The organism is Peptostreptococcus sp. MV1 (genome assembly GCF_000758885.1).
Taxonomy (GTDB): domain Bacteria; phylum Bacillota; class Clostridia; order Peptostreptococcales; family Peptostreptococcaceae; genus Peptostreptococcus.
The window spans coordinates 1-14,377 of the sequence record NZ_JRNB01000066.1; the positions used below are offsets into that span (position 1 = coordinate 1).

General features: G+C 36.9%; 14 protein-coding genes. 2 read left to right on the forward strand and 12 right to left on the reverse strand.

The features are described from left to right. Positions 1-60: 60 nt before the first annotated feature. A complete protein-coding gene (locus tag HMPREF1639_RS05015) occupies positions 61-1,416 on the reverse strand; it encodes a citrate/2-methylcitrate synthase (RefSeq protein ID WP_036764053.1) in 1,356 nt (451 codons plus the stop codon). 444 nt (positions 1,417-1,860) lie between these two features. Further along, positions 1,861-2,913, reverse strand: a complete 1,053-nt coding sequence (locus tag HMPREF1639_RS05020) for a threonine aldolase family protein (protein WP_036764055.1) — start codon at positions 2,911-2,913, stop codon at positions 1,861-1,863. 180 nt (positions 2,914-3,093) lie between these two features. Here HMPREF1639_RS05020 and HMPREF1639_RS05025 point away from each other — a divergent pair, with 180 nt between their 5' ends. Continuing rightward, the gene (locus tag HMPREF1639_RS05025) at positions 3,094-4,233 is read left to right on the forward strand and encodes a tyrosine-type recombinase/integrase (protein WP_036764057.1); all 1,140 of its coding nucleotides are present in this window, start codon (positions 3,094-3,096) and stop codon (positions 4,231-4,233) included. A 133-nt stretch (positions 4,234-4,366) separates the two neighbouring features. Further along, positions 4,367-5,002 (forward strand): transcriptional repressor LexA, encoded by a 636-nt coding sequence (gene lexA / locus HMPREF1639_RS05030; RefSeq protein ID WP_036764059.1) that lies wholly within the window; start codon positions 4,367-4,369, stop codon positions 5,000-5,002. Positions 5,003-5,087: 85 nt separating this feature from the next. On the opposite strand, the gene HMPREF1639_RS05035 is transcribed toward lexA, so the two are convergent. The 10 genes from HMPREF1639_RS05035 to HMPREF1639_RS05080 all read right to left on the reverse strand — a co-directional run bounded on the left by HMPREF1639_RS05035 (position 5,088) and on the right by HMPREF1639_RS05080 (position 14,300). Beyond that, the gene (locus tag HMPREF1639_RS05035) at positions 5,088-5,576 is read right to left on the reverse strand and encodes a hypothetical protein (protein WP_036764061.1); all 489 of its coding nucleotides are present in this window, start codon (positions 5,574-5,576) and stop codon (positions 5,088-5,090) included. A gap of 13 nt (positions 5,577-5,589) precedes the next feature. Further along, positions 5,590-7,485, reverse strand: coding sequence for an ATP-dependent zinc metalloprotease FtsH (gene ftsH / locus HMPREF1639_RS05040; RefSeq protein WP_036764063.1), 1,896 nt, complete (start codon positions 7,483-7,485; stop codon positions 5,590-5,592). A 9-nt stretch (positions 7,486-7,494) separates the two neighbouring features. Continuing rightward, positions 7,495-8,382, reverse strand: a complete 888-nt coding sequence (gene ispH, locus HMPREF1639_RS05045; protein WP_036764065.1) for a 4-hydroxy-3-methylbut-2-enyl diphosphate reductase — start codon at positions 8,380-8,382, stop codon at positions 7,495-7,497. Between the two features lie 18 nt (positions 8,383-8,400). Next, positions 8,401-9,018, reverse strand: coding sequence for a lysophospholipid acyltransferase family protein (locus HMPREF1639_RS05050; protein WP_242847284.1), 618 nt, complete (start codon positions 9,016-9,018; stop codon positions 8,401-8,403). Then, positions 9,015-9,674, reverse strand: coding sequence for a (d)CMP kinase (cmk, locus tag HMPREF1639_RS05055; protein WP_036764067.1), 660 nt, complete (start codon positions 9,672-9,674; stop codon positions 9,015-9,017). Before cmk ends, HMPREF1639_RS05050 begins: the two co-directional genes overlap by 4 nt. A gap of 58 nt (positions 9,675-9,732) precedes the next feature. Beyond that, complete coding sequence (locus HMPREF1639_RS05060) at positions 9,733-10,995, reverse strand: NAD(P)/FAD-dependent oxidoreductase (protein ID WP_036764068.1); 1,263 nt, start codon at positions 10,993-10,995, stop codon at positions 9,733-9,735. 43 nt (positions 10,996-11,038) lie between these two features. Further along, positions 11,039-11,689, reverse strand: a complete 651-nt coding sequence (locus HMPREF1639_RS05065; protein WP_036764070.1) for a histidine phosphatase family protein — start codon at positions 11,687-11,689, stop codon at positions 11,039-11,041. Positions 11,690-11,779: 90 nt separating this feature from the next. Further along, a complete protein-coding gene (locus HMPREF1639_RS05070; protein WP_036764112.1) occupies positions 11,780-12,670 on the reverse strand; it encodes a MurR/RpiR family transcriptional regulator in 891 nt (296 codons plus the stop codon). A gap of 145 nt (positions 12,671-12,815) precedes the next feature. Continuing rightward, positions 12,816-13,550 (reverse strand): pseudouridine synthase, encoded by a 735-nt coding sequence (locus HMPREF1639_RS05075; RefSeq protein WP_036764072.1) that lies wholly within the window; start codon positions 13,548-13,550, stop codon positions 12,816-12,818. Positions 13,551-13,610: 60 nt separating this feature from the next. After that, positions 13,611-14,300, reverse strand: a complete 690-nt coding sequence (locus tag HMPREF1639_RS05080) for a tetratricopeptide repeat protein (RefSeq protein WP_052045427.1) — start codon at positions 14,298-14,300, stop codon at positions 13,611-13,613. Between the last annotated feature and the right edge of the window lie 77 nt (positions 14,301-14,377).

Consider the following 14,377-nt stretch of genomic DNA (forward strand, 5'->3'; position numbering starts at 1 on the left):
TGAAAGCATTTTTGTTACCATCAACGCTATATATTATAGAACCTTTTTTATTTAAAATTATTATCTTTGGTCTCTAGACTTGTAGTCCTTGGCTACCACCAAGCTCTTATAGGCAGGTCTTATAATCTTGTCAGCTGATACCAACTCCTCTATCCTGTGGGCAGACCAGCCAACTATCCTGGCAACTGCAAATAAAGGTGTAAACAGTTCTCTAGGTATGTCTAGCATATCATATACAAAACCGCTGTAGAAGTCTACGTTAGGGCTAACAGGCTTTAGGGTATTTCTATGCTCCTGTATCAACCTAGGCGCTATCTTTTCTATATTATTATATAGTTCCATATCCTTGCAGTGGTGGGTCTCCTTGGCAAGCATCTCTACAAACTTCTTAAATACTACCTCTCTAGGGTCAGATACTGTATATACTGCATGACCCATTCCATATATCAAGCCCTTCTTATCAAAGGCTTCCTTGTTTAGTATCTTTCTTAGGTAGGCCTCTATCTCTGTCTCATTACCATAGTCTGATATGTGGTCCTTTATATCGTCCATCATATTAATTACCATTAGGTTTGCACCACCGTGCTTCTTACCCTTTAGTGATGACATAGCAGCAGCTATAGCTGAATATGTGTCAGATCCACTAGATGTAACTACCCTAGTTGTAAATGTAGAGTTGTTACCTCCACCATGCTCCATATGTAACATCAAGGCTATATCCAATACCTTGGCTTCAAGTGGTGAAAACTCTGCATTCGGTCTCAACATCCTCAACAAATTCTCTGCCAATGAAAGGTTCTTGTCGGGCCTATGTATATACATAGACTTGTCATTTTCATAATGGTTATAGGCATGATAACCATAGACTGCCATCATTGGGAAGGTAGAAATCAACATTATACACTGTCTCAAAACGTTTTCTATATCAAGATTGTTGACCTCGTCATCATAAGAAGAAAGTGTCAATATACTCCTAGTCATAGAATTCATGATATCAGGTGTAGCTGCCTTCATAATTACATCCCTTGTAAAGCTTGGTGGAAATGACATGGCATTGGCTATTATAGACTTGAACTCATCAAGCTCCTGGCTATTTGGTAGTTGTCCGAATAGCAGTAGGTATGCAGCCTCTTCGAATATAAATCTTTTGCCTATAGCTCCCTGAACAAGGTCTACTATGTCATAGCCCCTGTACAAAAGGAAACCCTCTGTAGGCTCTTTGACACCATCAACCATCTTACTACCCCCAAGATGGGATATATTAGTCAGACCTGTTAGGACACCCTGCCCCTTCTCGTCTCTTAGTCCCCTCTTTACTCCATACTTGGCAAAGAGGCTCCTGTCTATACTATCATTCTTATCACACAAGTCCTTCTTATTCGCAACGTAATTGTCTAAACCTTTAATAACACACATAAAAAACACCTTCTTTGAATTATTTAAAATAAGTATTTCATTTATTCTTTAATTGCAGATATGTATAACTTTATTTCATATATTTAAAAGCTCTATATATGTTAGTTTTATAGGGTTTTTATAGATATACTATACTTATATCAGCTATAATTTTATACCCTCAAAATCACTCATAGAGATATTTTGCAATTTATAAACTAAATCTTTCTTTAATAATAATATAAACGTTATTTACTTTTTTGTCAATATGCAAGTTTTTGAATCGATATTTCATATCAATAATTAAATTAGATAAAAAGAGTCCTGGTAAACATAAAATATACCAGGACTGTAAAATTTACTTATAAAAGCTTACTATATTAAGTAATATAAAAAATCAACTTATTTCAATGTTTGTTATATTTAATTAGATTTTTTTAAATATTTTCCGTTTTTTGTAGTTTACTAAAGGCTTGCGATAGTATCTAGCAAATAGTCTATATCTTCTCTCCTAGAAGCCCAACTTGTACAAAATCTTAGACCATTTGAATTATCTTCCTCATAAGATTCAGTTGTATAGCTAATTCCCCTATCATCGAATATTTTTTGCTGGTCTTTAGTCAATATAGGGAACTGCTGGTTTGTATAGGAATTTGAAAGAAAGCTTATATTTTTACTCAAAAATGCTTCTTTAATTTCCATTGCATAGCCATATGCATCCCTACTGTACTTGACATAGTTGTCATCTGTAAATAGGTACTCAAATTGTAGTCCCAAGAGTCTACCCTTAGCCATTATTGCTCCCTTACTTTTTGAAAGGCAGGCAAAGCCCTTGTTATATCTATCATTTGTAAAGCAAACCGCCTCACCAAACATAGCTCCACACTTTGTTCCACCTATGAAAAATACGTCAGTGTACTCGGCTAAATCCTCCAGGCTGATATCATTTTCTTTTGATGCAAGTGCATAAGATAATCTTGCTCCGTCAACAAATAGGGGTAAATTGAACCTGTCACATATAGACTTTATCTCTATTAACTCTTCCCTACTATATAGGACTCCCCTCTCTGTAGGATGGGAAATATAGACGGCTCCTGGCTGGGCCCTATGCCAGTCCCAGTGTCCAAAAAATCCAGATAAGTATTTTTCAAGACTCGCTGGATATAGCTTAGCCTCATTGTCCAAAACCTCATCACCATTAGATACTGTAATTACTTTATGCCCGACCCCTTCAATTGCTCCACACTCATGTATATTTACGTGCCCTAATACTGGGGATACAACAGCCTCATGAGGTCTCATAATTGAAGATAAAACTGTCAAATTAGTCTGTGTCCCGCCCACAAAATAATGTACATCCAAGTCTTGACACTTGCATGCTTGTCTTATTTTTTCTGTTGCACTCTGACAGTATTCATCTAACCTATAGCCGACCGTCTGCTCCATGTTTGTTTCTACAAGTCTGTCAAGTATGCCTGGTAGGCAGCCTTCTAAATAGTCATTTTCGAATCTTAGCATAAATTTTTCCTCCTAATAGTGTATTTATTTTATCACATCTTATTGGTCAATTTACAATTTCACTTTATAGCTTAACCCCTAAAAAATGATATGTTATAATAGTATATTATAGAAGATGATTTGTCCAGTAATTTTTATAAATTCTGAAAATTTCTCACAATGTAAGGAAAGGTGATTTAAATGGCTAAAAAAATTAATAATAAATCCTCTAGACCAGACAATATTGTCATACGTGATAGCAATATAATAGATGAATGCATGGCTCTAGAATCACAGCTACCAACTTTTATGAGGGATTATTTTATATACCTAAGAGGGGCCGTAGCTGTAACTACTAGGAGGGCCTACCTAAATGACATAAAATTCTTTTGTAGCTACCTTATCGAGTCCGGCCTATATACAAGTGCAAAAAGCCTTGCTGAGATTAGCCTGGATGACTTTGCTGAGATATCTGCCAGAGATGTAAATATATTCCTGGGGGACTACTGCAACCGCTACTATAAGGAAGTAAATTCAGACAAGGTTCTCTACGAAAACAATAACAAGTCACTCGCCAGAAAGAAATCATCAATATCTACCCTCTTTAAGTTTCTATATAGGAATGAACAGCTAAAGGACGATATCACTGGTAGTTTTAATCCAATTAAATTGCCAAAGCCCCAACCAGATGCTATTAAAAGGTTGGAAATAGATGAGGTTGCCAATATGCTAGATGCTGTAGAGAGTGGACAGGGTCTAACAGATAGGGAAAAGGACTACTGGCTAAAGACTAAATTGCGTGACAAGGCCATACTAGTCTTGTTTATCACATACGGCCTAAGACTTAACGAGTTGAGAGAGCTAAATATATCCTCCTTCAACTTTTCTAGGGGAGAATTCATGATCTATAGGAAGAGGGGCAAGGAAGTCCTAATGCCTATAAACGAAGCCTGTGAAAGGGTTGTAAAAGACTATATAAGTTTTGAAAGACCCAAGTCAGATGACCTTGCAGACGAATACAAAGATGCCCTCTTCCTATCGCTACAGAAAAAAAGGATGACGGCCAGGTCAATTAGGGACCTCGTTAAAAAATATACCTCTATTGCCATGAAAACCTCTAGGGATAAGGGGTATAGTCCCCACAAGCTAAGGGCTACAGCTGCTACCTCCCTGATAGAGACAGGTTTTTCTATCTATGATGTCCAAAACCTTATGGACCATGACAATGTGACTACAACCCAGCTATATGCTGCCCACAGGAAGAACCTAAAGAGAGACATAGTTGAAAACTTCAACTGGTTGGATGAAGACACCCCTCTAGGCAAGAAGAGAAAAGACTAAGCTACTCTATGGTGGATGACCAGCTATTTATATTTTCAATAATCAGGCTAGAACTATTTTAGTAAATTATATAAATGGTATTCTTGAACATACGTTCTAAACATGTTATACTCTTAGTATAGGAGGAATGCCCATGTACGAAAATTTAAACGAAAAAGAGCTCTCCGTACTGAACTTTTTAAAATCCTACATCAACGACAAGGGATACCCACCTTCAGTACGTGAAATCTGTAAAAGCTTAAACATCAAGTCCACTTCGACTGTTTTTGCAGTCTTGAACACACTTGAAAAGAACAAATATATTAGGAAAGATGCCAGCAAGCCCAGGGCCATCGAAATATTGGACAAAACGGATGATTCAAATGTGTTCGACTTTAACCCTGAGATAGTCAACCTGCCTCTTGTAGGTAGCATTGCAGCTGGTAGCCCTATTTTAGCCCAAGAAAATATCGAAGACTATATAGGTCTACCATCAGCCTATATCAAAGGTAAGGATTGTTTTATGCTGAGAATTAAGGGTGACAGTATGGTCGAAGTTGGAATAATAGACAAGGACTATATAATAGTGGATGCATCTGACACTAGGTCAGACAATGGAAAAATAGTCGTAGCACTAATAAATGGAGAGAGCGCTACTGTTAAAACATTGGAAAAAAAAGATGGCAAAGTCCTACTAAAACCGGAAAACTCAGCCTATGAGCCAATGGTCTTTGAGCCAGACCAAGTCAAGGTAATGGGTACTGTAACAGGTGTATTTAGAGTATACTAGAAAAAAGCAGGTAGAAATCCTATTTGGAAATCTAACCTGCTTTTTTGTACTTGTATTATTTTATATCAGTTGATACCATCAAAAGCTATAAGAATACGCCTACTGCGTATAAGAAAATTGTTCCTCCTACCCAGCATCCCGTGATATAGCCGTCTACTCCGGACTTGTCAGTCATAAACTTATGTCTAAACTTGACATCAACCTCATCACCCTGCTTCTTTAACTTATTTATATGCTTGTAGTAGTCATGTACTCCATAAAACCCTGCACGCACATATAGGCCAAATGATAGGACAAAGATACCTATCCACAGTGGCTGTCTAAATACAGATGCCAACATAGCTAGTAGGACTTGTAAGCCTATTATTAAAGACCCCTGTATGACCATTTTGCGGTATATATACCAGTAGGGTGCAAATATCATAGAATGTAGATTAAATACCTTTTTATCTCCACCCTTGTCAAAGGATTCAAAGATGGGCTTGTAGTATTCTAAATTCTTTTCTATTAGGTCGTCCCTCTCAACAGGCTTGGTATAGGACTCAAATTTTAATTCTCTCTTAAAAGCTTTCATGCACATTAACTCCTTAATTATTTTCTATATCTGCCTTGATAGCAGATTCCAACTGCTGGCTAGCTTCAATAAAGTCAGCCTTCTTAGTTATAATGTAATTATTATCAAGTATATCCATAAACTCTTCACCAGTAATAGTTTCATGAGCCAACAAGTATTCTGCTATTTCATGTAACTTGTCTATGTTTTCATTCAAGATGTCAATAGCCCTCTGATGACAGTCATTTATTATTTTTATTACAGCCTTATCTATATTTGTAGAAGTCTCTGGTGAACAAGCTAGGGATGTGTCTCCTCCCAAATAGGCATTGTTGACAGTCTCTAGGGCCACCATACCAAAATCGTCATCCATACCAAATCTAGTTACCATAGATCTGGCAAACCTAGTGGCCATCTCAATATCATTAGATGCACCTGATGTCTTGGTATTGAATATTACCTCTTCAGCAGCACGACCTCCTGTGTAGGTAGTTATCTTGTCAAGGGCCTCGTCCTTGGACATCAAGACCTTTTCTTCCTCATCCACCTGCATTGTATATCCCAAAGCTCCGGAAGTTCTTGGTATAATGGTTATCTTGTGGACTGGAGCAGAGTGCTTGCCCATAGCGGCAACCAAGGCGTGTCCAACCTCATGGTAGGCTATTATCTTCTTTTCTCTTTCATTTATAACAGCTCCCTTTCTCTGGTAACCTGCTATAACGGTCTCGACTGATTCCTCAAGGTCTTCCTGTATAACCTTCTTCCTGCCCAACCTAACAGCCCTAAGAGCTGCTTCATTTACTATATTGGCTAACTCAGCACCAGATGCACCTGAAGTAGCCCTGGCTACCTGATTGTAGTCAATATGGTCATCTATATGTACACCCTTTGTGTGAACCCTTAGTATAGCCTCTCTACCCTTTAGGTCCGGTAGTTCAACAGGAACCCTCCTGTCAAACCTACCTGGTCTAAGTAGGGCCTTGTCCAGTGATTCAGGCCTATTTGTCGCAGCTAGTATCACTATACCTATACCATTTTCAAAACCGTCCATCTCACTCAAGAGCTGGTTTAGGGTCTGTTCTCTTTCGTCATTGCCACCAAAATTAGAATCTCTCCTCTTTCCTATGGCATCTATTTCATCTATAAAAACTATACACGGTGCCTTTTCCTTAGCCTGCTTGAAAAGATCCCTGACCCTAGATGCACCCATACCAACGAACATCTCTACAAACTCAGATCCAGATATAGAGAAGAAAGGCACTCCTGCCTCACCTGCAACAGCCTGGGCTAATAGGGTCTTACCTGTACCTGGAGGACCCACTAGCAGAGCTCCCTTTGGCATCTTGGCACCTATCTCAGTATACTTGCCAGGGTCGTGAAGGAAGTCCACTATCTCAGTCAGCGCTTCCTTGGCCTCATCCTGACCAGCTACATCGTCAAAGCTGACACCAGTAGTTTTGACATATAATTTGGCGTTACTCTTGCCAAATGACATCAGGCCTCCTGATCCACCCATTCTTTTTCCCATACCCTTTAATAGGTATCTTCCTAATAGCCAGAAAATAAAGAAAGGTAGGACCCAAGAAAGTATAAAGTTTAGTATAGGAGAATTTTCTATTGGTATTTCCTTAGAATACTTAGCTCCAGAAGCATTCAAGGTCTTCACTAGGTCTGGATCGTCTATAGCCCCAGTCACATAGACCTTTTTAAGGTCTTTCTTAGGTGTAAACTTAATCTTCTTGTCTAGTATTGTTACGCTGTCAACTTCCTTTTTTTCCAACATCTGGACAAAAGTACCATAACCTACTTGGGTTACCCTGTTTTTCTCTACGTTCGGTATCAAAATTGTATTGAACAACAATATGACACCAAGCAATACAGCATAAAACCATATGAAATTTAAGTTCGGTCTTTTATTATTATCATTCATATATATCACCTACAATTCACTTAAAAAACCAATCACATCATCTATAATCCAATCTGGTGTAGACGCTCCAGCAGTTATACCTATTGTGTTGTACTTGCTGAGAAGGTCTTTATCCAGATCATCTTTAGTCTCAATAGAAAATGTATCGACAGTATCCTGACAAATCTTTACTAGCTTTTGAGTGTTGGAGCTATGTCTACCACCTATAACTATCATTAGTTCTACCCTTTGGGCTAGGTCTCGTGCTGACTCCTGTCTTACCCTAGTGGCAGAGCAAATAGTATTTTCCACCTCAACCCTAATATTCAAGGACCTAATATGGCTTATAATGGCATCAAACTCCTTTTCATTCATGGTAGTCTGGGCTACTATAAAATATTCTTTATTAGACTCAAAACTTATATTCTTTATTTCTTCCAAATTCTTTGCTATGATGGCTGAATGACTTGACCACCCATTAATTCCTATGATTTCCGGATGATTCTTGTCACCAATAACTATCAACTGTTTGCCATCTTCATAGCACTTATTGGCCAAATAATGTATCTTTCTTACAAAAGGACACGTTGTGTCTATTATTGGTATATTTTTTTCTTTGGCCTCATCGTATACCGTCTTTGATACACCATGGGACCTAATTATCATTTCCTTACTATTGTTTATAGGCTTGCCTGATATAGACTTGTCAGCTTCAATTTTCTCTATATCTTCAATGGTAGCAACAGTTACCATACCTCTTTCTTCATACTTGGCCACCGCCTGACTGTTATGTATCAATGGACCCAGAGCATATATAGAGACATTGTCAGTCTTGTCCAACTCATTCCAAGCCATATTCATTGCCCTTTTGACACCGAAACAAAAACCGGCATTCTCAGCAATCAAAATATTTTTCACTTATTATCACCAACTATCTTATATTAATTTGATTCCCTCCTTGTTCTTGTTGAAATTTTCAACAACCTTATCAAAAACATCCTGGGAAATCTTAGGATATTCTGTTTTGGCCACCTTGCTGTTATAATACTCAGACATATCTATTGGTTGGCCAATTATTACCTTTACCTTAGAAAAAATTCTGTAATTTGTTATTATACTCATAGGTATTATATCTGATTTAGACTTGATCGAAAATAGGGCAACACCTGGCTTGGCAGGTAAGAAGGTATTTAAGTCTTGACACCTAGTTCCTTCGGGAAATATCCCTAGTACCCTACCGTCCTTTATCTGCCTTAGTATGGCCTTGACAGTTGATATACTCGGATTGGCCCTATTTATAGGTATTACTTCTAACTTGTTTAATATAGCTCTAAATACAGGAACCTTGAATATCTCCTGCTTGGCCACTGGTATTATCCTCCTATTTTTCACAGCCCCCATCATAAAAAGTGGGTCAAAATAGTGTTTGTGGTTGGCTATTATGATATACTTGCCTTCATCAGGTATATTTTCTTGTCCAATAATCTCTATCCTATAAAAAATCGCTAGCAGGAACCTCAATATAGAACACATAAAATTGTAAAATCTCATCATTCACCAATCCTTCTTACCATATCAGTTATATACTTTACCACCTCTTGAATTGACATAGAAGTAGAATCTACTTCTATAGCATCATCAGCTTTGACTAGGGGGGCAACTTCTCTTGTAGAGTCTATGTAATCTCTCTTCTTTATATCTTCAACTATATCTGCCAAAACAAGGTCTTGTCCCTTGTCTATCAATTCCTGGTACCTTCTCCTGCCTCTTTCCTCAGCCGAAGCATTCAAGAAAAACTTATATCTTGTATCTGGGAATATATGAGTGCCAACATCCCTACCGTCCAATATGACATCTGACCTCTTGCCAATTTCCCTCTGCTTTTGAAGTAAAAATTCTCTGACCTGAGGTATTTTAGCCACGTTAGACACATTAGAACTAACCTCCAGGCTCCTAATTTCATCATTTAGACAAGTACCATCTAAATATATACAGTTATCTACAAAGTCAACATCTGTAGACTGACATATATCAATAACACTTTGAATATCAGCAATATCAATACCTGCTTCCAGACACTTGTATGTAATAGCCCTATACATGGCACCAGTGTCTATATAATTAATACCCAAATTCTTAGCAATCAATTTTGAAATTGTACTCTTACCAGCACCTGCTGGTCCATCAATAGCAATTACTAAATTTTCCATATTAGCCTCCTGCTTTCTTTTAAACCTATTTTATAATTAAAGTATATATATACAACCTTTACTTTGACTTAGCTCTTGCATTCTCACATATAGCCATACCCGCCATGTAACCTGTAGAAAAGGCTATCTGAAGGTTAAATCCACCTGTCAGAGCATCGACATCTATCATTTCTCCTGCAAAATAGACACCCTGATGAATCCTTGACTCCATACTACTAGGATTTATCTGTTTGGTACTTATGCCACCTGCTGTTACTGTTGCAGTTTCCATGCTTCCTATATTTTTGACAGTGAACTTAGACTGTTTTATCCTATCCAATAAAAAATCTATATTCTGCTTTTTAATATTAGCACTTGCCTGTCCTACTAGGTCAACTCCTAGCTCAAAACTCACATCTTCAAGCAAAAGTTTTATAAAGTTATTTGGCAATATACCCTTTAGGTTAGACGTCAAGCTCTTCTTACCATCAGACTGGACCTGCCTATATAGTTCATCTCTTGATATATGAGGTAAAAAATCTATAAATATTTCTTTATCTATAGGATTTTTATTTATATATGAAGACATCTTTAGTATGGCTGGTCCGCCTAACCCCTTATGAGTGAATATTATATCGCCAAAAATTTCTATATTCTTCTTTCTATCCCTAGTCCATACTAGTACATTATGAAGGGATATACCTGCCAATGGTCTGGTCCAAGTTTCCCTTATGTCGATAGGAACTAGACCAGGTCTAGGACTTACAATATCATAACCCTTATCTCCTAAAAACCCGTACAACTTGCCATCTGAGCCAGTCTTGGGGTAACTCTTGCCTCCTATAGCAAATAATACCTGCTTTGAAGTCAATAAGTGGTCTGAAAATACCACTGATTTTTTTTCTTCATCAAGGTCAAAATCTTCCACCCTACTACCATAGTAAATATCTATACCAGCATCTATCAACTTTTCTTCCAAGACCCTTATAAAATCCTGTGTCTTTCCTGATTTCAAGTATACTTTTTGGTCGTTGTCTTCCTCTATGCTATAGTCTAGCCCCCACTTTCTTATTAGATTTTTCAAATCTTCGTTTGTAAAACTATAAAGGGATGAATACAAAAACTTCTTATTATTGACAACCATATCGAAAAATTCTTCTATAGGTCTATTATTGGTAAAATTGCACCTTCCACCACCAGTCATCCTAAGTTTTTGACCAAGAGATTGTCCAGCTTCCACGAGGGCAATTTCTAAATCACTATTAAATCTACGTACAGTGAGAGCTGCCATAATACCTGCTGGTCCTCCGCCAACAACAATTAAATCATAGTCTTTTCTCATTATCTTCTCATTTCATTATAATATTAATGCATTTTATCTATAGCTACTCTAGCGGACTCTGTATTTGATTTAAATCCAGGAATTCACCTGAATTTAAATGAGTAATATCGTTCATCTTCATTACAACAGGACCATATTCTCTAAATTCTACTATATTAAGAGCTGTGTTGTCCTGCTTTATCCTATAGAGATTGCTAAGAGGTGCATCCAAAAAGCTTAATAGCATGACTCTTACAGTCACTGAATGAGATACCAATAGGATATGCTTGTTCTGGTATTTTTCGTTTAGTTCATCTATTAGCCTGTCTTCCCTCTCCTTAACTATATGAAGAGTCTCCCCTCCAGGTATATCGGCCTTGTCTGGCTCATTTCTCCATAAATATAATAAGTCTGGGTATTTTTCCTTTATCTTTGGTATGGGCATACCCTCCCACTCACCAAAGCCCATCTCTCTTAGGGCTGGTGTAGGTTTTAAATCCAAACCTAGTTCATTAGCTATTATTTCTGCAGTTTCAACGGCCCTACCAAGGTCACTGCAATATATCATATCTATAGGATACTCTTTTAAATATTTAGCTAAATTTTTAGCCTGGGCTAGGCCCAAGTCAGTTAGGGGAGAATTTCCATGGCCTTGAGTCCTCCCCTGAGTATTCCATATTGTTTGACCATGTCTAACTAAATAATATGTGTTCATTTTAACCTCCAAATTACTTGTATATTCTGCATAAAATAATAACCTAATATTTCTATTAGGTTATTGAATTACTTATATTAATTGTCTTTTCTATTCATAAATTCCATATTTTTCCCAAATATCTTCCAGTTCCTTCAGGTAGGACTTAACATCATCCTTTTCTCTCATGGCTATACCAATAACAATAGCATTAGCTACACTAAAGGCTGGCACTAGTGAATCTATAAATGATACCATGTTGTTTCTAACTGTCACAACAATATCAGATACCTTTGATATAGGAGCATTAACACTATCAGTGATTGCAACTACCTTGGCTCCTCTTTCCTTGGCAAAGTTTACGACCTGGTAGGTCTTCCTAGAATATCTCGGAAAACTAATTGGTATAAAAACATCTCCCTCACCAATCTTGGTCATCTGTTCGTATGGTTCACCCATATCCATCCTTATAATAATTACATCATCTAATATGTAATTCAAGTAATAAGCCAAATACTTGGCAACAAAAATGGAGCTTCTCAAGCCCATTATATAAACCTTCTTTGCATTAAAAATAGTCTCAACAGCCTCTTCATAGGACGCTTGGTCGAGATACTCCATCGTGTCTTTTATGTTATCTATGTCATTTTTAAATACATTATTAAGAATCATGCTGTCAGATAGATAATCAGCATCAGTCATTTCAACCCTCTCAACTGTAGTCAGCTTTGTCTTAATAAGTTCTTGTAGGGCATCTTGGAACTTTGGATATCCAGAAAATCCTAGAGCGGTTGCAAACCTAACAACTGTAGATTCACTTACCCCAACAGTTTCGCCTAGCTTTGAAGCTGTCATAAATGCAACCTTAGGATAATTATTTATAGTATACTGAGCCAACAACTTCTGCCCCTTACTCATTGTCTTATATCTAGTCTTCATTATATACATAAGATTGTTTAATTGCTCAGCATCACTCTCATTTTGACCATCGTCATTAATCATACTAATGTTAATTTCTTTTTTTTTGTTCTTATAATTTGAATTAAATTTCATAAAATACACCTCGAGACAAATTTGTATAATTTACTAACTTTAATTATACAGTAATAATCTATAATTTTCAATAAAGTCAAAACTTTTATAAGTCTTAATAGTCACTTTTCTTGGTAGCCTTCTTTAGATAGGCCACTTCCCTATCAGTTAGGTGTCTATACTTACCTATTTCGACATTATTAATATTTATATTACCCATTGCTACCCTCTTTAAATTCATTACAGGATGGTCTATAGCGTAGAACATCTTTCTTACTTGGCGATTTCTACCTTCATGAATACTCACCTTGCATACTGAATAGTTTTTTTTGTGGTCAGTTTTCAGAACACTTATCTTGGCCTTAGACGTTATATAGTCTTCTATTTCTAGACCATTTTCAAACCTCTTTAACTCCTCATCAGTAGGTATTCCCTTTACAGAAGCTATATATGTTTTATCAAATTCATGTTTTGGATGAGTAATTTTGTAAGTCAAGTCACCATCATTAGTCATAAGCAGGAGGCCACTAGTTTCATAGTCTAACCTTCCAACTGGGTAAATTCTCTCTTTTATGTCGGAAACTAATTCCATAACATCCTTTCTACCAAACTGATCTTTTGATGAAGTAATATAACCCTCTGGTTTATTTAAAATTATGTATATCAGTTTTTCATTTTCCAAACTTATTTTTTTACCATCGAATTCTACTAAATCATTTTTTTCATCGACCTGGTGCCCCAAATCATAAACAATCTGGCCATTAACCCTTATCCTACCATCTAAAATCAGTGTCTCGGCCTTCCTTCTTGAGGCTACACCTGCACTTGCTATATACTTATTTATTCTCATATTTTCTTTTTCTCCATTTCAAAAAGCTATCCCAATTACGAAATAGCTTTTAATATATATCTAATTTCCTGTCTGCCCACCTGAAATACTACCGCCAGCTGCGCCAGAAGTATTACCAGGAACAGTCTGTCCCGTAGCACCAGCTCCACTAGTATTACCTCTACTTATATTATTAGAGCCATTATTTATAGTGCCACCCTGGTTAATACCGCCACCTGGGTTTCTATTACTTTCTCTTTCTGTACCATCTTCAGTACCTGCTTCCACTTTCTTAGTTCGTTTTTTGTACCTATTATAGTTGCTTCCATAAGTGGAACCACTAGCATACTTATTTTTATTCTCTTCTGCAGATTTTTTGGCGTTTTCTTTCCTTGTTATTACGGCCTTCTTCTGCCTTGTATACTCTTCTTTTACCTTTTCTAACATATCTTCAGCCTGACTCTTGACCTTGGCTGAACCTGAATTATCATTTATTAAATCTTGCAGCTCAATTATAGCCTGCTCATAGTCTTTCCTATTTTCACATTTTGTCGCCTTCTGTAGCTTTAAGGCCTGATAATACATACCCCTTGCTTCAGTATTTGCCTCATCTTCATCTAAGACCTTAGATAAATTAGACATAGCCTTATCATACTCGCCATTTTCGATAGACTTCCTAGCAGTACTCATCAACTGACCTGACTCTGTAAAACCACATCCACTTAGAACAAGTGTACATAATAACAAAATTGAAAGTATTTTTTTCTTCATAATAACCTCCTATTAAAGGTACATATAGCCTATTTATACAATTATACCATAATAAACCTTATAAGTATAGAAAATTA